14 protein-coding genes are annotated in these 23,202 nt (G+C 37.7%); 11 read left to right on the top strand and 3 right to left on the bottom strand.

The annotated features are described in order from the left end of the window. Nucleotides 1-282: 282 nt before the first annotated feature. The 4 genes from CBM15_RS02690 (at nt 283) to CBM15_RS02675 (ending at nt 9,482) form a co-directional block, all read left to right on the top strand. Nucleotides 283-4,323 carry a hypothetical protein gene (locus tag CBM15_RS02690; protein ID WP_087615635.1) on the top strand — a complete coding sequence of 1,347 codons (4,041 nt, stop codon included), beginning with the start codon at nt 283-285 and terminating at the stop codon, nt 4,321-4,323. 253 nt (nt 4,324-4,576) lie between these two features. Further along, entirely contained in the window at nt 4,577-5,638 is a 1,062-nt protein-coding gene (locus CBM15_RS02685; RefSeq protein WP_087615634.1) for a CAP and S-layer homology domain-containing protein, read from the top strand. A 284-nt stretch (nt 5,639-5,922) separates the two neighbouring features. Then, nucleotides 5,923-6,864 (top strand): C40 family peptidase, encoded by a 942-nt coding sequence (locus CBM15_RS02680; RefSeq protein WP_087615633.1) that lies wholly within the window; start codon nt 5,923-5,925, stop codon nt 6,862-6,864. Between the two features lie 662 nt (nt 6,865-7,526). After that, complete coding sequence (locus CBM15_RS02675; protein ID WP_087615632.1) at nt 7,527-9,482, top strand: N-acetylmuramoyl-L-alanine amidase; 1,956 nt, start codon at nt 7,527-7,529, stop codon at nt 9,480-9,482. 301 nt (nt 9,483-9,783) lie between these two features. Here the strand turns inward: CBM15_RS02675 and CBM15_RS02665 are convergent, their stop codons facing one another. Next, nucleotides 9,784-11,793, bottom strand: a complete 2,010-nt coding sequence (locus CBM15_RS02665) for an S-layer homology domain-containing protein (protein WP_239835807.1) — start codon at nt 11,791-11,793, stop codon at nt 9,784-9,786. Between the two features lie 313 nt (nt 11,794-12,106). Continuing rightward, complete coding sequence (locus CBM15_RS02660) at nt 12,107-12,373, bottom strand: hypothetical protein (protein WP_008407391.1); 267 nt, start codon at nt 12,371-12,373, stop codon at nt 12,107-12,109. A 162-nt stretch (nt 12,374-12,535) separates the two neighbouring features. Here CBM15_RS02660 and CBM15_RS02655 point away from each other — a divergent pair, with 162 nt between their 5' ends. From CBM15_RS02655 to CBM15_RS19225, 4 genes are all read left to right on the top strand, one after another. Beyond that, nucleotides 12,536-12,997 carry a hypothetical protein gene (locus CBM15_RS02655; RefSeq protein WP_087615629.1) on the top strand — a complete coding sequence of 154 codons (462 nt, stop codon included), beginning with the start codon at nt 12,536-12,538 and terminating at the stop codon, nt 12,995-12,997. A gap of 226 nt (nt 12,998-13,223) precedes the next feature. Beyond that, the gene (locus tag CBM15_RS02650) at nt 13,224-14,714 is read left to right on the top strand and encodes an O-antigen ligase family protein (protein WP_087615628.1); all 1,491 of its coding nucleotides are present in this window, start codon (nt 13,224-13,226) and stop codon (nt 14,712-14,714) included. 246 nt (nt 14,715-14,960) lie between these two features. Continuing rightward, the gene (locus CBM15_RS02645; RefSeq protein WP_087615627.1) at nt 14,961-17,234 is read left to right on the top strand and encodes an S-layer homology domain-containing protein; all 2,274 of its coding nucleotides are present in this window, start codon (nt 14,961-14,963) and stop codon (nt 17,232-17,234) included. A gap of 446 nt (nt 17,235-17,680) precedes the next feature. Then, a complete protein-coding gene (locus CBM15_RS19225; protein WP_158100187.1) occupies nt 17,681-17,857 on the top strand; it encodes a hypothetical protein in 177 nt (58 codons plus the stop codon). A 233-nt stretch (nt 17,858-18,090) separates the two neighbouring features. Here CBM15_RS19225 and CBM15_RS02640 read toward each other — a convergent pair whose 3' ends face one another. After that, nucleotides 18,091-19,038 carry a nuclease-related domain-containing protein gene (locus CBM15_RS02640; RefSeq protein ID WP_087615626.1) on the bottom strand — a complete coding sequence of 316 codons (948 nt, stop codon included), beginning with the start codon at nt 19,036-19,038 and terminating at the stop codon, nt 18,091-18,093. A 363-nt stretch (nt 19,039-19,401) separates the two neighbouring features. Here CBM15_RS02640 and CBM15_RS02635 point away from each other — a divergent pair, with 363 nt between their 5' ends. From CBM15_RS02635 to murJ, 3 genes are read left to right on the top strand one after another with little or no spacing between them, the layout of a single operon-like run. After that, entirely contained in the window at nt 19,402-20,544 is a 1,143-nt protein-coding gene (locus CBM15_RS02635; RefSeq protein WP_087615625.1) for a polysaccharide pyruvyl transferase family protein, read from the top strand. Next, complete coding sequence (locus CBM15_RS02630) at nt 20,544-21,632, top strand: glycosyltransferase (protein ID WP_087615624.1); 1,089 nt, start codon at nt 20,544-20,546, stop codon at nt 21,630-21,632. The genes CBM15_RS02635 and CBM15_RS02630 overlap by 1 nt, the downstream gene beginning before the upstream one ends. A gap of 31 nt (nt 21,633-21,663) precedes the next feature. Then, nucleotides 21,664-23,181, top strand: coding sequence for a murein biosynthesis integral membrane protein MurJ (gene murJ, locus CBM15_RS02625; RefSeq protein ID WP_087615623.1), 1,518 nt, complete (start codon nt 21,664-21,666; stop codon nt 23,179-23,181). The last annotated feature ends 21 nt before the right edge of the window (nt 23,182-23,202 follow it).

Below are 23,202 nucleotides of genomic sequence, written 5' to 3'. Positions count from 1 at the left end.
GTAATGAAATTGACTAATAAGCTCTTAACTTTGACTATTATATTTAGTTAATTGGCGAATAAATGTTGTCAGTTACGGACGTTGCGGCTTTACAATACATTTTGGCGAATAAGTATCCCCTTTTGGCGAAAAAAGCATGTAAAGTGCCGAATATTTATTGGGCTCACTATCCCTCAATCCTTTTCCTTATAAATCAACTAACAAACTGTGAGAATATGCCGATAATTAACCTAGGATTATGAACTATTTTAAAGCACTACCCATGAAGGAAGGGATAAAACGATGAAGAAAAATTTGAAGGTTGGTTTGATGGCAGGGCTCTTGATCACTCCTGCAATCGTCGCGCAGGCTGGAGAGGCAGAAGCTAGTGCAACACCGGCTCCCTTTAATGTCGTGGCTTCAGTTACTGCAGAGGGATTATTGAATAGTTTTAAAGCAGCCAATGAAGAATCGACGAGTGCGACATTAACTCAGGAAAGAACAATTTACAATACATATAAAGATGATGAAACATATGCGGACATCATGCCACTGATTGATGCCAAATTGACCTATTTAGAAAAATACACGCAACTCAAGCAAGATGCAGCAAAAGTAAAAAGTTTAATTTCAAAGTTAACGAATTCCAATAAAAACTTAGTTGCAGATAGACAAGCTGCACTGGAGGCAATTGAAAATCTAAATATAAGTTTGGAGAATGCCGGCAGTGAGTTAAGCAATACTGTAAACGGTAATGCCGGTACATTTTTGGAAACATTACTGTATTACGATGAAAACGGTCAAACAGATTTCATTAATAAATACGTGACAGCAGCATCTTTAAGTCATCTACAATCTTTTGAGGAACAAACGACAGCCATTGAGCAATTTATTGAAAATCATATTAGCCCGATCACGACATTAACGGCTCAGGAGTCATTTAGTAAGGAGAGCTTTATTAGCGTTGTAGCTAACGCACGGAATGAATTTAATGACATAACAGATCTTGCATTTAAAAATGTATTGAAAGTTCAATTAGTAGAAAACAATACAGGAATTGAACAATTTATAAAAAATGCAGAATCTGATATTAAAAAGTCGCAAACGGTTGAAGATAAAATTAAAGATTTAGTGGACAATCCGCCAACTGCAACAACATTTAATTCAAAAGTAAATGCACTTGTTAAAGAATATGGACAATTAACAGCCGTTCAAAAAAATTTGGTTCCAAACGGGGATGAATTAAAACCGTATGAAAATGTATTAAACGTAGTAAATGAAATTACGAGAATATCTAAGCTATCTGCAAATACTGAAGGATTCCGTGAAGAGGCGGAAAATGTTGGGACTCTATATAATGCCCTCGATCCACTGGATACGCGTCTTGTAGTGAACTATGACAAATTGCTCGAAATGCAAGCGGCTATTGAAATTGCCCAAAAAGTCGAAACAGAAATTGCAAAGATAGATTCGGCAAAATATGAAGAGAAAAGCTCGATCGTTGCGGATGCAAGAGCAGCGTACAACGCATTATCAACAACTGAGCGTAAATATGTATTAAAAGAATTATCGGATCTCCTAACATCATGGGAAAAATCAACAGCAACCGCCGCAACAATCAATAAACAAATTGATGCGATTAAAACAGATCTGTTTGCGAATATGGATGATGAAAAGCTGACTGATACGAAAAAGCGTTCAACTACAATTTCATTTATCACAAAGGTCCGTACAGCGGAATCTTCCTATGCCAAAATTAAGGAAAACGAGCGGGAACTTGTTTCAAAACGAGACATTCTTGAAGCGTTTATTCCGATTGTGGATATTGCAGATAAAGTAGTCAATTTAAACGTTACGAGCTCTACTTATTTAGAAGATTTAACAACAGCGGAAAATAAATTAAACGAATGGGATTCATTAAAAGAAGCGATTCTTCCAGATGATGCAGAAAATATCGAGAAACTTCATCAATTTTTAACGTCCTATTTGCGACTACAAAAAGAAGAACGATCTATCGCGGCAAAATTGGATGCTGACATTCTTGCATTCAAAACTGCTGATATAGTTGATTTACAGCAAATTGATGCTGCTCGTGAAAAATATAATTCACTATCTGCAAATGGCAAACGATTAGTGAAAAATATTAAAGTATTAACAGAGATTGAACAGGCCAACAAGGCAATATTAAATACAATTCAGGCAATCAGCAAAATTGATGTAATGGCAAAAGATTTTACGCGTAAAACGACTGCAGCCGAAACTTCCTTCAACAAACTGGCAGAGCCTATGCAAGGGCTTGTCTACAATAGAGATAAACTAGTTGAGCTGTTGCCGTTCGCAAAGCTGATGCTTGAAATTGATGCAATGCGTTCTACTACACCTGAATTTAAGGTTAGTCTATCAAAAGTACAAAATGATTTTGCAAATATGTTAAAGGACTATAATGCTCCGTCAGAACCAGTTACAGATCTTGAGAATATTCAATTAAGGCTCTTTACCGAATATGGGAAAAAATTAAAGGGCTTTGAAACGATTGTTTCTGATTCATTTTCAATTGAAAGCCGAATCGATGCACTGCAAACGAAATCCGGTGAAGCGTTCATAACCGATTTAGCGGAAGTGTCGGCAGCTTATAAAAAATTGGATTCTGCAACGAAACGCAATGTCGGGAATGCCAAAGTGTTAACGGAGCTTGAACGGGACTACAAAGCATCATTAAAGGTAATCGATCTCATTGAAAAACTGCCCGTTCACACAGACCGTAATTTTCCGTCAAAAGTAGCGGCTGCTCAAAAAGCATATGAACGATTAACGGATAAGCAAAAACAAGATGTTTATAATTATGGCTCGAAGCTGAGCGATATTTTAAAAGTAGCAGATTTAATCAACCGCATTGAAAAACTGCGTGTCGGCTCAAAAACATATGAGGCAGAAGTTGCGGCAATCCGTGCGGAATATGCAGCGTTGACTGCTCCGGAGCAAGAACTCGTGCACAATATTACGAAGCTTGCGTCTGCCGAACAAGGTGTTTCCGATGCCAAGAAGGTAGTGGCACTAATTGATGCGGCAATACCTACTGCGGAAGGTTATATTCAAAAACTGATTGATGCACGAAACGGCTATGACAGTCTGAGTAAATCAGATCAGCGTTTAGTAACGAACTACAAAGATTTGACGACTCGCGAACGCGGAGTAAAACCGGTATTAAAACTGGATAACGATATTCTGGCATTGGATCCGTCAAATGCTCGTACATTTATTTCTATGTATCAATCAGCAGAGAAAGCCTATGAAAAGCTGACAATGTCTGAACGCGCACTGCTCGTCAACAGTGAAAAGTTATTAGGAAATCTCGCTACCATTTATAATGTAGTAAATACAATCAATTCGATTAAATCATCGAGCAAAACATTTGTGGAAGAGACAGCAGCAGCAAGAGCGTTATATAACGAACTGCCGGCTGAGTTAGCAGCGCAAGTGTCGAATTTACCGACATTGCAGGAGCATGAACTGAATGTAGAAGGCGGCGCAAAGGTAGATGCCATGATTCGAGCATTAAATGCAGCACCGGCAAATGAATTTATCGCCAAAATAAAAGAAGCGCGTGAAGCCTATAAATCATTAAGCTCGGCCAATAAAAAAGGCGTGACGCTCGAACCTGAATTAAAAGAACAGGAAAAATACATTAAACCGATCGAAGCGGCAATTAATGCAATTGAGGGTTTGAGCAATCCAAGAAATGATTTGAGCCGTCAATTTAATACAGTCAATAACGCCCTGAAAAAACTGGACGACAAACAAAAAGAGTACGTAACAAATATGGATCAGTACTCGAATTTATCGAATGTAATCCATGTCTATACACTAATTGCCGGCTTAACGCCAAGCGACAAGTACTATCAAGGGAATATGGAAGCCGCAAAGCTGGCATATGACAAACTGTCGGAGGAGGAAAAACTGAAGGTAACAAACTATTACAAATTACAAGAGGCCGTACTCGATATGACAGAAGTCCAAAAGGTGACGACTATCATTGCCTCATTGAATTCTTCTTCAAGCAGCTTTGCTACAGATGTTACAAGTGCATTGGCGGCATATAAAGCACTTCCTTCTGGTTCCAAGCGTCAAGTACTGAACTACTCTGTTCTTCAGCAAGCCGAAAAAGATTTAAAAGCAGCGGAGCGTGTCATTAAGCAAATTGAGGATCTGGATTCAACCTTAAGAACGTACGCTTCAAGAGCAAAGTCTGCGAAAACAGCTTACGATCGCCTGACAAACGACCAAAAATCATTAGTGAAAAACTACAATAAACTGCAGGCAGCTATTTTTGAATTAGGGTTGTAATTTTATTGAAAATATTATAGTTTAATTACTGTACCCCAAAAGGTAGAATGGAAAATCTGCCTTTTGGGGTATTTTTTAGAGTAAACTTAAATTTGAGCTGAACGCTTTTTGCAGAAAATAAGATTGATTCTGGTCGAATTTGGCGTAGAATTTCTATTTAGTGGCTTTTAAGTTAGTAGACAAGTTTTCTGTTAAGAGAAAAGTAATTAATTCATTGTATAATAATAGGAAATGGACTGATAGGGGGGGTTTGATGAAACGGGTTTTAATTATGGGGTCCATCATTGCGTGTTTATTACATGCACCATCTTCTGATGCATATGCAAAAACGTCTCCAACTTTCACTGATGTGAAAAGTACGTATTGGGCAGCACCTGTAATATATGAGCTAGTTGAAAAAGGGTTTATGGAAGGCTATACAGACGGTACATTCAAACCGAACAGTACGACGACTCGTGCTGAGGCGGCAAGTATTATTGCAAGAACGATGGGCATTCCTCTCGCGACTGATTTTGTTCCGAATTTTACGGATGTTCCTGCAAATCACCGTTATTATAAAGAGATTTGTAAACTTGCAGAATTGGGGATTATTCAAAATGCTAGTGAGTTTCATCCTGAAGCCCCTTTAAAGCGTGCACATATTTCAAAAATGATCGCTCTTGCCTATGAGGTTGAAGTTGATCAGAAAAATAAGACAACATTTAAGGATCTGCCTAAAAACTATTGGGCAAAAGATTATATTGAATCATTGGCAGATGTGGAAATTGTAAAAGGAAAGACTACTAAAACTTTTGAACCGAATGAGTTTGTTACACGAGCTCATATCGCTGCACTGACGATGCGCGGAATGGAGTTTAAGGAAAAGATTAATAATCTGGAAGTAGTATATGACTTTTTACAAAAAGATTATATTGATACAGTGAATCATCATAAACAGTGGGAGAAAAAAATATTGGAGCTTGTTAATAAAGAACGGGCTGCTAAAGGACTTTCACCATTTATGCAAGACAAGAAGTTAACACAGATCGCTATTATTAAAGTGAAGGATATGCTAAAACGCAATTACTTCGAACATAATTCACCATTTTACGGCAACCCGTGGGATTTAGCGACATTGTTCGATTATGAGTATTCAAGCTATGGAGAAAACTTGGCCCGAAATTTCGAGTCACCGGAAACAACGGTAAAGGCTTGGATGGCGTCACCGAAACACCGAGATAATATTTTAAAAGAAGTATATACACATATGGGCATCGGCATTGAGCAATCTAAAAATGGGAAATATTATGTAGTTCAACACTTTTCTAGTAAATAAAATGGTAAATACTAGTACCTTACATTACAGTAATGTTACAAAATATAATTTCATATTATAAAAATTCTATAAAAAACACCAAATCCCTGCGTAAATACAGGGATTTGGTGTTTTCTGTTTTTATATCGAATTACTACAAACTGTTACACAAGTGAAAAATAATATCACAATTATATATGTTACCCTGTTATTAGGTTAAATAAACATGAACAAACAAGTTTTACGTTATGTTATACCTCGAATATTCATCACGAGGCCTATTTTGAAGGGAGTTCCATTTTAAAGTGAAAAAGAAAATCTTATTACCGATCTTTGCAACTTTCATGATTTTTTCAGGTGTAGGGATGGGTTCGAATAATACAGCACAAGCAGCATCAGTTTCAGAATTAACAGCAACAGCTTCTAAATATATCGGTGTACCATACGTTTACGGAGGAACAACAGCAAGCGGATTAGATTGCTCTGGATTTACTCAATTAGTATTCAAGCAATTAGGCTTTGACCTTAACCGTACAGCTGCTTCTCAATATAAACAAGGTAGTGCCGTTTCAAAATCAGATTTACAACCAGGCGATTTAGTATTCTTTAATACTACTGGTAAAGTAGCTTCTCATGTTGGTATCTCATTAGGTGGAAATAAATTCGTTCACGCTGGTACAAGCACAGGCGTTACTGAAGCAAGTTTAAATTCTTCTTACTGGGCGAAACGATATAACGGAGCAAAACGCGTAGCGAGCTTTGGAGAAAGTAATAAAGTAGTTGCAGCAGTATCTTCAGTTGAAAAAGAAGAAGTTAAAGATTCAGCTATCGATTTCACAATTTATGCATCTCGTGGTGAAGTAGCAATTCAATTAGCAAAAACATTAGGTTTAAATACATCTGATACAAATTCACCATTCTCAGATATTAAATCATCATCAAAATATGCAGGTGCAGCAACAGCACTATATAAATTAGGCGTTTTCACTGGTGATGAAGGTAAATTCAATCCAGCTTCACCATTAACACGTGCTCAAATGGCAAAAGTGTTAGTAAAAGCATTTGACTTAAAAATGAAACAAGATACTTTAAAGTTCACAGATGTACCGACATCTCACTGGGCACATAACGACATCTCGATCTTAGCATCGAACGGCATCACAGTTGGTAAAGGTGACGGCACATTCGGTACAAACGACAACGTTATGTTAAAACATTTAACAGCTTTCATTAACCGTTTACAATAATAAGATTGGCAATACCAATACTTAATGAATAAAAATTAGTAACTTCTACATATCTCAATAGATATCCACCTTGCAGGGAAGTACTTACTAATAGTATTTGAAACACAGACGAAATTTGTCTGTGTTTCTTTTTTTGTTGGTGGGGGAGCTTTATTAGTAGTTTACGGAGGAAAAGTAGAAACTCTTTCGTATAAAGTAGAATAGTTGCAAGGGAAAGTGGAAATTTTTACTCCTAATGTGGAACAATCAGCACTAATAGTAGAACTCTACAACTCTATTAGAAATTCTTAGAATGAAAGTGGAAACTTTTTCGCCTAAAGTAGAAGTTTACGAGAGAAAGTAGAACCTTTAACTTATAATGTGGAGCAAACAGCACCGAAAGTAGAACAAGCCAACTCTATTAGACATTCTCTGTCTGAAAGAAGAACCTTCAACTCCTAATGTGGAACAGTACACGATTAAAGTAGAACCCCACCAGTTTAATTAGCCATTCATTGATACAATTTTCACCTAAAAGACAAACTCTCATCAGCAAATAAGGAAAATATCACTTTCTATCTTCTATAATCTAGAAATATATTAAATTTCTTGCTTTGTACATATTAATTTTATGAATAATTTGGTAAAATGGGAACTATCTAATAGAGGGGAGGATTTTAACATTGTCTTTGCGCAATCTGGTCATGTCGGTGACAATCATCTTCATGGCAATGTTCCAATTGAATACGGCATATGCTAGTACAAGCTTTGCCGATGTCCCTTCTTCAAACGGGGCGTATAATGAAATAAACTATTTAATAAATACGGGTGTCATAAAAGGGTATACAGAAAACGGTAAAACTCTTTATAAACCGAATGCCCATGTAACCCGGGGTCAAGCTGCTAAAATGGTTGTTGTTGCAACCAATAACAAGCCTTTAACTGTAAAAAAGTCCTCGTTTTCTGATGTTACATTAGGCACTGAGCTTTCGGGCTATGTAGAAAGTGCTGTGGAGTTAGGGTTTTTCTCTGAGCAATCTAATGGAAAATTCGCGCCGAACACTCCTTTGACAAGAGAAGAAATGAGTAAAGTGCTGGCTATTGCATTTAAATTAAACGCAGCTCAAACAGAAAAGCTGGAAGTTCCATTTAAAGATATTAAACCGTCGTATGACTATTATCCATACATCGCGGCAATCTACTTTAACGGAATTACTGTAGAGGCTGATAAATATAATCCGAAAAATTCAGTAACACGTGCACAGTTCGCATCATTTATTGCTCGTGCCTCTTCTGACAAGTATCGTTTGCCATTGCCTGTTCAAGGGGTGACTGTACCGGATATTTCGACAGCAGTTGCTTCTGTTAAAGCAAATGTAAATAATTTAAATGTCCGCACATCTGCATCTTCTTCAAATGCATCGAATATTTTGGCGAAAGTAAATACAGGTGCATCGTTTGCTGTATTTGAAATCCAGAAAGATGGTTGGCTGAAAGTTTCCCATGAAGGACGCTATGCCTATGTTTACAAGGATTATGTAGATTTTATGGATGAAACAGGTAAGCAGCTTAATAAAGTACAAAAGCATGTTTACGCATCGGGCAATATTAAAGCATACGAAAAGCGTGATGTTGGTTCAAATAGTGTAAGTTCAATAGCAGCAAAAGAGAAAATTGCTGTTTATAATACGATTGGCAATTGGTATGTCACGTTAGTAAATGGTTTACCTGCCTATGTCCGTGTTTCTCAAACTGAGGATGCATTGCAGACAGAACCAGTTACTCCTCCAGTAGTGGAAGAGGAAAATAATGTACCGAATCCACCTGCAGATACTGGCGGTGAAAACGAACAACCAGTTACCCCGCCGCAAGAGCTATTGACCAATACGGTTGGTAAAGCAACAGTTGATGCATTGCAAATTCGCGAGACTGCTTCAGGCAGTGCACGTTCGCTTGGTCAAATTAAGCGAGGTACACTTGTGGAAGTCCATTCGGTATCCGGTAGCTGGGCTAAAATAACGTATAACGGTATAAAAGGTTATATTAATAAAACATATTTACAACTTCTAAATCAAAAAGGACCTGCTGTAAAAGATCGTATTATTGTTCTTGATCCAGGTCATGGCGGTAAAGACCCAGGTGCTGTAAAGAAAGATGCACGTGAAAAGGAAATCGTTTTAAAAGTTGCGAATCTCGTAAAGCAAAAGCTTGAAAAAGATGGTGCAAAAGTGAAAATGACGCGTTCTGGAGATACATATCCTAGCTTAGAGGATCGTGTCCGATACGCAAAAAATGAAAACGGTGAAATTTTTATCAGTCTTCATGCAAATGCAGCAGCAAAGGAATCAGCAAATGGAACGGAAACATTCTACAGCGTGACTTCCAATGCAAATGAAAAAGAAGATTTAGCGTTGGCAACGGCCATTAACAATGAAATCGTTAAAAACGCCAAAATGTACAACCGTGGTGTAAAGCGCGCGGATTATGTTGTTATTAAAGGAAATGTAATGCCTGCTGTTTTAGTAGAGCTCGGTTTCATAACTAACAATGCCGATAGAGAAAAACTGGTATCTGACGAGTATGTCGAAATTTTTGCCCAGTCCATTTACAATGGCATTGTGCAATATTATACGAAATAATGAACTGAGTGGCTTCCTGGCAGAGGGGGCTGCTCAGTTTTTTGCTTTCGATTTGCTAATATCTTTATCAGAAGTTCTAATATCCTGAAAAATGTTCTAATAAAAGTGCCAAGTTCTAATATAATAGGCATTTCTTCTAAAATATCATTCGGATGTTCTAAAACCATACCCGGAAGTTCAAATATCCTAGTCCAATCTCCTAATAACCTTCCTAACTTTTCTAATAAACAACAACTCTCGCAACCTCAGGCCCAACTCAAAAAAAATCCAGCACTTCCGTAGAAGTACTGGATTTAAAAAATTAATTTCCTGGAATTAGTTGAACTAAATCAGAGCGTACCCAACCGTATTTTGCAGGAGGGTTATTGTCTGACATAATTTTGTACCATACATAGCCGTCCGTACCCTTCGTTTCTTCAACGATTGAGACAGGGTAACCGAACACGCCTGTTTCACCTACATATTTGGCTTTATAAGTGAAGTGAACTGGCGAAGCTGTTGATGGCTCGTTACGAACATTTACTAAAAGACCATTTTCATATGAGACGAAGGCCAATTTAGCTTGTTTGTAATCTTTTTTACCAAAGCGGTTATCCATACGGTACATATGGCCCGCAATTTTACTGCCCCAGAATGGATCTGATGCATAGTGCACGTTCATGCCGGCTGTTTTATTCCCCGGTGCTGCACCTTTTGCATAACCTCCTGATTGAGGCACGTAGTTCAGGTTGACATAGCGGTTAATAAACGCAAGGACACTATCATCACGAGATTTATAAACTTCACCTAATGTCGGATCTGTATCGAATACTTTAATACCGAAAATATTGTTTTTCGTTAATGCATTTTTACTTACACCGTAATCACCTTCGTGCATTGCTGCAGCTAAAATGAATAGGGCATTGACATTATATTGTGCTTCCACCTGCTTTAAAAATTTACCCATGCCGATTAAACGAGATTCAGTCGTTGCTTTAGCATATTGAGGGGAAGTTTTGATTGCCTGGCGCTCTGTTAATAATGTCATAATCATATTGTCCAGTTCCTCAGCTGTATAGTTAGATGGCTGACGAATTGACTGGAATTGGAAGTACGGATAATGTGTGCCTACTTTTTTCGTTAATAGAACATCAGAGTAGAAGTTTACACCATCCTGGCTATAGTATTGACCGCCGCGCTGCATAAATACAGGTGCTTCACTCACTACATAATCCCAATTATACTTTTGTGTAATATGATTGTACGTACGATGTGTTAAGTAACCGCCTTCAACAAAATAGAAGTCTTGTCCTTTAATTAAGCTTGTCGGTGTTAATGTAACTTCATCAATTTTCGCATAGCCTTTTGTATCAGCTAATTGAACGATTGCATACTGGTCATTGCTTCCGATGTATTTAAATTGAGAGCCTTCAACAGCGTACGATAACGACTTCGTGAAGTTTTTGTCTGAATAAATTGTTACAGTGTTTGCTTTCGTATCAGCTGCTGAAGCGATACCAGATGACATTTTAATGATTTTTTCGCCTTTAATAATCAAGTTTGAGCCAGAACTTTTTAACGCTGATTCAGCTTGTTCGTAGTTAAAGTAAACAGTAGAGTTTTTCGTAATTACTCCATTTGAAATTTTGCCGACATAATAAACATTTGGGTTCGGAGCAGGTGTTTCCACCGGTCCTTCACCTTCTTTTACAGCAAATGTTTCGATTGTCGTTTGCATACGAAATAAAAATGCTGCAGCATGAGCGATTGTCGCATTGCCCTGAGGTTCAAAAAATACCCCGTTTTTCGTATGCGATCCACGGATAATATTGTAGTAAACATTTGTAGCTACAGCTGGTTTGAACTGATCACTGATTTTGTTGTTATCCTTGAATGTTAATGGTTGTCCTTCCAATGGCACGTTTGAATAACGCAATGCTTTTTCCAAAAGTGCTGCCATATGCTGGCGCGTAATCTTTTCGTTCGGACGGAATGTGCCATCAGGATAACCGCTTAAAATATTCGAGCCAGCAGCTGCCTGGATTTCACGTGTCAATTCATTACCAGCTTTTAAATCTTTAAAAGTGTATGTAGATGAGTCTGGTAATTCAAGTGCGCGTGTAATGTAAGAAGCAAATTCACCTCGCGTAACGGCACGGTTTGGGTAGTAATTTCCTTTGCTGTCTGGTCGGATGACATTAAGATTAGACCAGTATGTTAATTCATTTACCATTTGATGGCCTTTTATATCATTTGCATGAGATGTTGATTGTGTTGTGAAAGACAGAGCAACGATTAATGCGAATGCTAGTCCAACTATTTTTTTAAACACAGATTCACGCTCCTTTCCTATATGATGATATTTTACCAATATATGAGCGAGAATCATAGATGAATCCTAATTCTTTAGACGTTTGTAATATAAATGTAATTAAAAAGTCCTTTGAAAAATATTTTGATGATAGGGAAAAATGAGTCCAATACTATAAGGATAGAAGATATAAAAAAGAGTGAGCTGGGTTAAAGCTCATAAAATTCAATTGAGGGGGAGGTTTTTTATATGAGAGGAATAGCGATAAACAAATAGAATAGAAGGCACTTCAAAACAAAGCGTCGTATTTCTATTTAAGAAAACCGGAAAATGACTACAAGTTTAATGCCTTCGATATTTTTTTTACTTCTTTTGTTAAGTAATGAAGCTGTTCATGTACTTCCTGGAGATTCACGTTGTTTTGATTGTTATTAGTGACCTGCTGCTGTGTTTCCTGTAGTGCAAGAGCAGATGCAAATGTAGAAATTCCTTCAGCTAATGTAGCTAACAAACCGGCTAATACCTCAAGTGAAGCGGCTTGAATTAATGGATTGTTATCGATCGGCGGTTCATTGTTTTTCTTACGGTTATTAGTTTGCAATAGTACGACCTCCAAAATAGTGATGTATATATTTTATGGTTTTGAGGAGCAATTATGAATGACTGGAGGAATTTGCTGCAGAAAGTTTTAAAATCTTTCAAGGTTATTTAATAGTAAAATTTAGGGGTATTTTAATTCGAGAGGTTTGGGGGGCAAGTAAAAATGAATAAAGCTTTTAAGTTTATTGCATATATGGGAGATATAGCACTTTTCCTTATATTAGGTTTTTATACAGCGCTTTTTTGTTTCATATTTCACTTAGGGTGGGCTGTAGATATAATTACTGTTGATACGCCACATGAAGAACATATGATCATACCTTTTCGAGAGTATATTATGTATTTTATATTAGGTAGTCTTGTATTAAGTGTGTATATCTATAATTTGTTTGGTCATCTTACTTACAAAAAACTCAAAATTGCCATACTTTCTTTCATACTATGTTTATCAATACTGCTTAGTGCCATCGAGCTCATTTCAATGGTCATTTTATTTAGAACGATGCCAATACAATTTTATATTTCTCAATTGACTGTGCTTATTTTCCCTTTATTATTGATGCTCGTTATAACGAAAAAATATCGAGAATTATTTAAATGGAAAATTAAGGTTTTATTAAATTGAGTTTCGATTTTGATAGTTTTGAAGAGAGGCATATATCCTCTCTTTTTTTTATGTTATGTGACTGAAAAACCATTGATCTGACAATTATTCTAGTAATTTAGGGTGTGTTTTATACTCTCATTGAATTATAATTGTAACCATATTATACTTAAGTTCGTCTTAATCCACATGAGCAAAACTCATCTAAAAATAGAGAACTACATATAGGAAAGGGTTTGGGACATCTATGAATGACATTTCTGTCAAAATGAATAAAAAAGAGTGGCTCGAAATTTTTGGAGCAATTCTTGTACTTGTGGCGGCCTTACTGCTTCCGCCTTCGATAGCGCAAATCAGTACAGCGATTTTCTTTGTACTCTTTGCATTTTTTAAGCCGTTTCAAAGTTTAGTAATTTTAGTACCGTACGTTATTTTCCGTACCTTCTTTATTGAACTGAACCCTGGTCTTAAACTCATCGGCGATTTAATTACGATCGTCGTATTACTGCGTTTATTTTTATTTAATACGAAGAAATTTAAAACTTGGTTTCATTTCAAACCATTTGAATACTTCTTCTTCGCCTTTTTAATCTTCGGTGCAATCATCGGCTACAAAAACGGTGTATCACTTGGTGCGATCGTCTTCCAACTACGTACATTCGGCGTTATGTATTTACTGTATTACATTCTAAGCCGCAGTGAATTGCCGAAAAACTTCCTTGTGAAACTGGCATGGGTTACTGTATTTTCAGGTGCAGTTATTTTCATTCAGGGGATTTTCGAAAAACTGTCGATGCGCCAGTTATTAATGCCTGAAATTTGGACGGAAAAAATACTTTCTTCAACAAACTTCGTGCGTGTCTACGGTATGCTGAACAATCCGAACTCACTGGCATTAGTCATGTTCTTTGCTATTGGCGCGGTATTCTTCCTGCGATGGGCTTATAAAAACAATGAATTTAAATGGACGTTCCGTATAGCACAAGTCGCTTTCTTTGGAATGCTGTTATTGACACTTTCCCGTGGTACATGGATTTCTGCGTTCGTCTTCGTTTTATTCTTCATGCTGCTATCACGAAATTGGAAGCTATTGAAGAGAATTGCCATTTCATTTGTTGTGGCAATCGCGTTAATTTATTTCCCTGTAAACTGGGGAGTATCGTTTTTACAAAACTTAGGTGTGGAAAACACGGTAGCACCAGAGGAAATTTCAGGTGGAATCAGCAATCGCTTCACGGAAACATTCTCGGACGACACTTTGGAGCTAATGCAGGAAAGTGGTCGTATGTTCTATATTAAAAAAGGATTTGAAGTGCTGAAGGATTATCCGATTACAGGTGCCGGCTTTGGGACATTCGGTGGTTCTGCAACTTTATCATATGACTCACCGATTTATGAGGAGTACGGTATCCGTTCTGATATATACGGGGGCAAGAACTTCTATTCCGATAACCAATATATTCAAGTTATTGCAGAGACAGGTGCAGTCGGCGTTCTATTATTTGCAGGCTTCTTACTTGCGATGGTATGGATGTACTGGAAAGAACGTAAAACAATCTTCGGGCAATATTTATTCGGGCTATGGTTTGCAACAGGTGTAGCAGGGTTCTTCTATAATATTTGGGAATTAAAAGTATATGTACTCTTCTACTTTATTCTCTTTGGAATATTTGCAAGTATGCGCACAATGTATCCAATGCTCAAGCTCAGCGATTACGAAAAACAAAAAGCAGAATAGATCAAGGAACTATCTCTTCAGGGGGATAGTTCTTTTTTTATGAAATGAACAGACTATTTTAGAAGCTTCCATTATTGTATTTGCATTATTCTCTTATACAAGATGTAACTTTATGTTGAAAAAATGGATTTCTTGTAAAATGTAACAAAAGATTAATAGTTTCTCATGCGAAAATTTGTTAAGGTTAGAGATAGGACATTAAGAAAGGAAGGTGACTTGCTTCAAGTTAATTAGGAAGCACAAATTATGAAAACAAATAAATCACTATTTATTGCAGTGCTAATGGTGTTTGCACTCATTTTCAGTACACCGCAATTTGCAAGTGCAGCACAAACGACAAATGACTCATACCCGCTTTCAACAGGGGTAACATATTCAAACTACACTCATAAAGGTTCTAAAACAAGTGTGGTTAATCATTTAGAAGTTGATTTAACAGACTCTTTCACAAAAATCGGTTTAGGTTTACCAACTCCGGTCAATACGTTAATGACAACGACGCAACATGCGAACAGTCATACGAAGGAAGGAAACCGGGTAGTTGGGGCAATCAACTCTAATTTCTATAATATGGGGGATGGCTATCCTTTATATTTAATTTCTCAATATAATACAATCGTTACACCAAGCGTTATTTCAGATTCAAGTTCGAACTATGTGAGCCAACCGATCGCATTCGGTATTACAAAGGACGGATACGGAGAGATTGCTTACTACAATAGTAAGATTAACGTTACATATAACGGTCAAACAAATGAAGTAAATGGTCTTAATGTAAAGCGCGGAACAGATGAGGCGGTTATTTATACACCGCAAAATCATAGTTCTATGACGCCGAACAATGGAAAAGGTATGGAGTTTATCGTTGAAACTGGAAATACAGTCGGTGCAACGAAATTCGGCCAAACATTAACGGGTAAGGTAACTGCAATCCGCGGTTATGATGATGAGACAAAAACGAAAATTCCGCGTAACGGTTTCGTGCTTTCTTTTAACGGATCAGCATGGGGCGATAAATACCGTGGTATTAAAGTCGGCGATGAAATTTCAGTAAACTTTGCTATTGATGATCGTTGGATGGACGCACAGTTTATGATGGCAAGTGGTCCATTACTAGTATTGGACGGCAAGAAAAATCTGACAATCAATGAATCAAGCTCACGTGCAAGAGAAGTTGCACCACGTACGGCGATTGCAATCAGCAAAGATAAGAAGAAAGTACACTTAATTACAGTGGACGGACGTATTAACTCAAGTGCAGGTATGTCTTTACCACAGTTTGCGGATTATCTAGTAAGCCTTGGCTTTGACCGTGCGATTAATTTAGATGGCGGCGGTTCAACAACAATGGGTATTCGAAAATACGGCAGCAACACAGTCGTTTTAGCCAATACACCATCTGGAGGTACGCAACGTCGCGTTTCTGCAATTATTGAAGCAATCAGTACAGCACCAACAACCAATGCACCTAAATATATTCAAGTAAATCGTGATAAAGTAGGTACGTTATTAGTCGGTGCAACAGTAAAACTTACACCAAGCTACGTGTTGGATGAGTATTACAATCCATTGGCAGTAAATGCAAGTGATTTTGTGTTAACGCCGCAAAATAACACAGTAACAGTTAACGGCTTAAGCTATACAGCTGTAGCGCCTGGCTCAGAACGTATAACTGTTTCAAATAAAGGCGCAACACAAACGATCAGCTTCAATGTAGTGGATGCACCTGCGGGACTTTCTATTTCAGGAGTAACAGGTCCAGTTGAACCAAATGCATCGCTTCAATTAAAAGCTAATGTAACAGGGTCAAATAATGAAACATTAATATATAACGATTCACAAATTAAATGGTCTATTGATGGAAACATCGGTTCAGTATCCAGCTCAGGTATTTTCAAATCGAATGGTAAAGAAGGCACTGCCCGTGTAACAGCGACATTAGGAACAAAATCTGTTTCTAAAGATATCGTTGTAAAGGCGGTAGAAAAACCATTATTCAAAGATATTTCTGTGAACAATGTTTACAAAACAGAAATTCAATATTTAGTGGATAATAACTTAATCAACGGGTATCCGGATGGTACATTCAAACCGGATTTAGCATTAAACCGAGGTCAAGCAGCTGTACTGCTGACTCGTGCATTAGGCTTATCTACAAAAGATGTACCAAACCCTGGATTTAGCGATCTATCAACAAAGAGCACATATTATGGTGCAGTTGCAGCGATTGTACAAGCAGGCATCATGAGTGGTACTGGTGATGGCAAATATGAGCCAGGCAAACCATTAACTCGTGCTCAAATGGCGAAAATCCTAGTTGAAGCATATAAGTTAACAGGTACTACTTCTACAAAATTTAAAGATGTAAGTACAAAGCACTGGGCGTACGATTATATTCATACGTTAGCAGCAAATGAAATTACGACAGGTTATGAAGATAATACTTATAAACCAAGTCAAGAAGTATCACGCGTGCACTTCAGCTTATTCTTATACCGCACAATTACACAAAACAAATAAGAGAGAACCTTTGTAAAGTTGCAGCGAGGAATCGCAACTTTTACAAAGGTTTTTTTATGGAGAAAAAGGGGGCGTTGGGGAAGAGGGGGAGGGAATTAGACGAAGTGAGGTTGAAACGGAGAGTTTTATTACGTGGAATGTATTTTTTTATGGGGAAGGTGTAAGTAATGGCTTCTGTGTTGTTGAAATATAGAATTTTTTGGCGCGAAAGTAGAATAATTACGGAAGAAAGTGGAACTTCGCACCAAGAAAGTAGAAATTTTCTCAGGTAAAGTAGAAGATTTCATTTAAAAAGTAGAACGGGTGGCGAGTATTCGCCTAGTTGCCGCAGAAAGTAGAATATTTACGGATTAAAGTAGAACTTCGTACGAAGAAAGTAGAAAATTTCTTTGGTAAAGTAGAAAGATTCATTCAAACAGTAGAACGGGTGGCGAGTATTCGCCTAGTTGCCGCAGAAAGTAGAATATTATGGCGCGGAAGTAGAATGCTTTTGGATTAAAGTAGAACTTCGCACCAAGAAAGTAGAACGTTTCTCGGATAAAGTAGAATGTTTCATTCCAAAAGTAGAATGGGTTGCGAGTATTCGCCAAGTTGCCGTAGAAAGTAGAACGATTTTGGGTTAAAGTAGAACTTCGCACCAAGAAAGTAGAACGTTTCCCGGGTAAAGTAGAAAGATTCATTCAAACAGTAGAACGGGTGGCGAGTATTCGCCAAGTTGTCAGAGAAAGTAGAATGAATTAACGCTAATGTAGAACACAGCCCCAGAAATATAGAACTTTACCCGGAAAAACTAGAAGAATATACTTCGTAAGTAACTCATCACCTCCTTTAAGTAGAAATCACATAAGAAAACAACCTATCCATTTTTCTGATCTAAAACGTCTTCAGGAATTAAGTAATAGACACCACGTCCTTTGCCAAATTGCTCAAAGTTTAAGCGCTTTAGAAGTTTGGAAGTAACTGCTTTACAGTCGATTCCGACAAATTCCCTCAATTCACGATTTGTAATGCGGTCCCCGATTAATAAGCGATAGTGATGTAATGCTAAAAAGATTGCCTCTTTACTTTTCACGCCGCAATGTGGGCAAATCCATAATCCGTGATGATAATACATGACATGCTGAAAGTCGCACTTTTTGCAAAGGACGCCATTTCGTATACGATATCTATCTATTTTTCTTCTAACAGGTAGCCTGCAAGAGATGGCCGATAATTTATTTTCCAATTCCACTAAATCAAGTTTTATTTCACCATAGTTTTGATATAATTTCTCCAGAAACTTCGGCAGGCCGCTTAAATGAATAATCGGGGAATCGTTTAAGGACGAATCCAATTTGGTTCTGATATTAGCATTGACCACAATATATAAGACAGGCAGCTGAATTCTCCAGCTTGATAATAAATGCGATAAAAATAACTGATGCCGGTAAGCCTGGTCAAAAGGATTCGGGAAATTTTCTAAAACCCCCTCCTCAGTTTGACGGGCGAACTCGTGGAATGCAGGTTTATAAAACAAAGTACCGGAAATTTGTTTAACCTCGACAACAAGAAGAAATCTTGTCGTAATTATAAGGGCGTCGATTTGATGTGAAAAACCCTTTTCATTTATACATTCAAAGTTATAAAAAATTTTATATGGACCAATAAAATGATAATCCGCTAATGTTCTCTGCATTTTTAATTCGCCTGCAACTCCAGCTTGGACGCGATAATAAGCCTCTTGATAAGAGGTAAACTCTTCATCATCAGCTTGTAATCTAGAAACAAGAGCTTCCAAATAAACAAAATTTTCAGACCTGTACAATAAATCACCTCTACTCGTGCATTGAGACAAAATCTCTATGACAGCAATGTATCCGAAAAATTCCCCGCTTGCAAATGCCCTGGAAAAGTCATTTACCGCATAATTTCCACTTCAAAAAGTAAAAATGAAACTAATCTTATATGCAAACCGTCTCATTAACGAAAAACTATAAATTTATTGTTAATTTTTTATTGTGAAATGGTGTGATCTTGCCCTCGGGAATATCGTTTCAAACAGACCTTATGCTATACTGAAAATACGAATCATAACGCAGAACACATCGACTTCAGAGGTGTTTTTCAAATGAAAAATGAAATAAGCCAAGCATACTTAATATGCTTGATTCAAAGGATGAATGAATAAATGAAAATTGGTATTGTTGGAAATTACGGAAATGATAATAATGGAGATGAGGCGATTTTATTAAGTATTATTCGCCAGCTGCAGAAGGTATTTCAAATAGATACAAAAAATATTACGGTATTTAGTAATAATCCAAAACAAACAGCTGAACGTTATTCTGTGCAAAGTTACCCTTTATACTACAAAAACGGTAATGCCGTGAAAACGTTTATGAAGACGTACAAAGAAAATTCTAATGTCGTGAAAAACCTTGATTTTGTCGTAATCGGCGGCGGCGGTATTTTAATGGATCTTTATAAACGTGAAGCACCGCTGTATGGTTCTTATGCGATGATGGCCAAAAATAATAATGTACCATATGTTGTCTATGGTTGTGGGGCGGGCCCGCTAAACACAGGTTTAGGGAAATGGTTTATCCGCTATATGGCCAAGCATGCACAAAATATTTCAGTTCGTGATCCGCAGTCAGAACAGCTGCTTAAAACAATCGGGGTAAAACGAAATGTTCATGTTATTGGAGACCCGGCATTTAGTTTAGAAGTAGAACGTTCAAATTATAGTGATAAACCAAAATCTGTTGGGGTTACAGCGGTTCCTTATTATAATGCTTCATACTGGCCAACAGGCGATGAGACAAAATACGAAAACTATATTGATGGCATGGCGAAAAACCTGGACCGTTTAATTGAAGAGCATAATGTCGATGTAACATTTTTTGCGACAAAATATCCGCAAGATGCTGATGTGACAAAAGATATCCAGGCTAAAATGAAGCATCCGGAGAACACAAAAATTATTGATGAAAACTTGCCGCCGCAGCGTATTTTACAAATTACGTCCACGTTTGATGTGCTGATCGGTACAAGACTTCATTCATTAATATTGGCAACGGATGCGAAAACGCCGATTATCGGTGTGTCTTATCATGTGAAGGTGAATGACTTCTTACAAATGGCGGGGCTTGGCAACTATTCTTTACCGATTGATTCGCTTCATGAATCAGACGAGAAGTTTGCGATGCTCTTTAACGATATGGCAGTAGATTGGAACGGTGCACAAAACTTAGCGGCTCGTACAAATGCGTCATTTAAAGAAAAATCAGCATTAGGAGAGCAGCTTTTAAAAGAAGGTGCGAAAAAGTAATGAAAAAAGTATTCGTCATTAGCAATATGTATCCTTCAAAGGAACATTTAGCTTACGGCATTTTCGTGAAAAATCAGGTCGAGCAATTGGAACGAGAGGGTATCGATACAGTGCTCGCTGTAAATACCAATCCAGCAACAGGAAAGAAAAATGTTATTCTGAAATATTTAAAGTGGGCTCAACAGTTCATGCGTGTATTCCGTGCAAACAAGCGGAATATTTCGCTAACACATAGCCATTACGTATTTCCGAGCGGGATATTCAGCTACTATTTAAAAAAGCGTCACAATATCCCGTATATTGTGACGGCACATGGTGGAGATATTAATAAAATGGCTAAAAAAGGCGGACAAATCCGTGAGTTTACGGAGAAGATTTTACAGTCTGCAGATCATGTCATTGCAGTTGGGGAAGAGCTTGCTGCAACGATTGAAACAACTTTCCATGTTGAAAACGATAAAATTTCGGTGATGAGCATGGGGATTGATCGTACGGTTTTCAATAAAGCAGACGATAAAAAACAACATGCAAAAGAGCTTGGAATGGACCCTGACAAGACAAACTTTTTATTCGTAGGTAACATTATAAGGGAAAAAGGCGTTACAGAACTTGTACGTGCATTCAATAAAGTAACGGAATCGCTTCCGCAGCAAGCCACTCTTTATTGTGTTGGTTCGACAAAAGATAGCAATTTTACTAGTAAAGTAAAAGAGCTTGCTAGGGACAATACGGCGATTCATTTTATCGAACCATTACCACAGCAGGAGTTGGCGCGTTATTTTCAGGCGGCTGATGTTTTCGTACTCCCTTCTTATATTGAAGGACTGGGATTAGTAGCTTTAGAGGCAATGAGCTGCGGAACACCGGTCATTGCATCGGATGTCGGAGGACTGCATTATATGCTGGCAGATGGAGCAGGGGTATTAGTGCCTCCTAAAGACGAGATTTTACTTCAGCTGGCACTTGAAAATGCAGTGAAAGACGGAATCACAGTGAATGAAGCACGTGTAGTTGAGCTGCTTCATTCACATGATGCAAAAAACATTATTGCACGTTTAAAAGTGCTCTACACAACACATGCGAAATAAAGTAATAGTAATTAAAGGATTGTGATAAGCGTTGAAAGGAATTTTAAAAATAATAGGGGCCATCGCGGTTATTAATATTTTAGCGCGTCTGGTCGGTTTTGCCCGCGAAACATATATCGCGGTTGAATTTGGTACCACTTTATACTCAGATAGTATTGTTAATGCTTATACAATTCCAAACTTTTTATATTTAGTCATCGGCGGAGCGTTTACGACGGCGTTTATATCCATATACCATAAGACGTCATCAAGCATTACCGAATATATTCAGCGAACGTTTACAACGATTGCTGTTTCGATTACGCTCATTGTCATTTTATTTATGGCGTTGGCCGATCCGATATTAATGCAATTTTTCCAAGTTGAGAATCAGGCGGAATATGAAATACTGCGCTCGCTTTACTACTGGATGATGCCATCGACGATTATGCTCGTATTATCGACTTGGATGAGCGGTATTTTAAATGTCCAGGGCCGTTATCATTTATCAGCGTTTTCAGTGCTTATTTATAACGCTTCATTTTTACTCGTATCCGTAGTCTTATCCATCACAATGGGACCGGTCGGAATGGGGATCGGGGCATTAGTCGGGGCAATCTGTATGTTCCTGTTCCTTGTATTCGGAGTTCGGAATGTGAAAGAAATGTCCTTCAAGCCAAACTTTAAACAGGCTGAAGATCAAAAAATGCTATGGAAAATTGCGTTGCCAATTATGCTTGGCGGTGCGACTGCACAGCTTTATATTTTAATTCAACGATTCTTTACTAATATGCTGGAAGCTGGTGTTCCGTCAGCGATGAACTATGCGACAAAAATGTCCCAGTTCCCGCAGGCAATTTTAATGACTGCTGTAACGACCGTTATTTTCCCTTTACTCAGCAAAAAAGAAGGAGAAGGGGACACAGAGTCGGTAAAACAACTGTATGTTCGCGGGATGCGTTTATTATACTTACTAGTGTTGCCTGTTTCGGTGTTTTTCTACTTCCAGGCAGAAGGGATTGTCCGCATCATATTTGAATATAAAGAATTTGATGCAAAGTCAACAGCGATTACAGCGCCACTGCTGCAAGTATTCAGTACGACGATGTTCTTCCTTGCTGCAAACACGTATATTACGCGTTTCTACTATGCGAAGGGTAACTCCGTATTACCGATGATATTCAGTATTTTAACGGTATTCGGTGTGAATATTGCGGTCGTAATGGCGACAATTGATGAAATGGGCGCTAATGCAGTTGCCTTAGGGACATTAATCAGTGCTATCGTAAACTTCCTGTTGCTTGTATATGTGCTTCAAAGTAAATATAAGTTAAAACTTTTGGACAACAACGTTGGTCAGCTATTTAAGTTGGCCATCATTGGACTAATATACGTCGCAATTAACTGGGCGATTGCACAATGGATTTCAATCGATCAAAAATGGCTTCATATAATTGCTACATTTATTGTTGCGTCAATTAGCTATATGATATTACTGTTCGCGTTCAAAATGGATGAGCTGCAGCAGATTACAGGTAAAGTCAAAGGTAAGATTTTACGAAAAAAATAACATGACAAAGCGCGTATCCTG

It is taken from the genome of Solibacillus kalamii, from assembly GCF_002174535.1.
Lineage (GTDB): Bacteria > Bacillota > Bacilli > Bacillales_A > Planococcaceae > Solibacillus > Solibacillus silvestris.
Note: the sequence above shows the minus strand (reverse complement) of the source record. Positions and strands in the feature narration are given on the sequence as shown.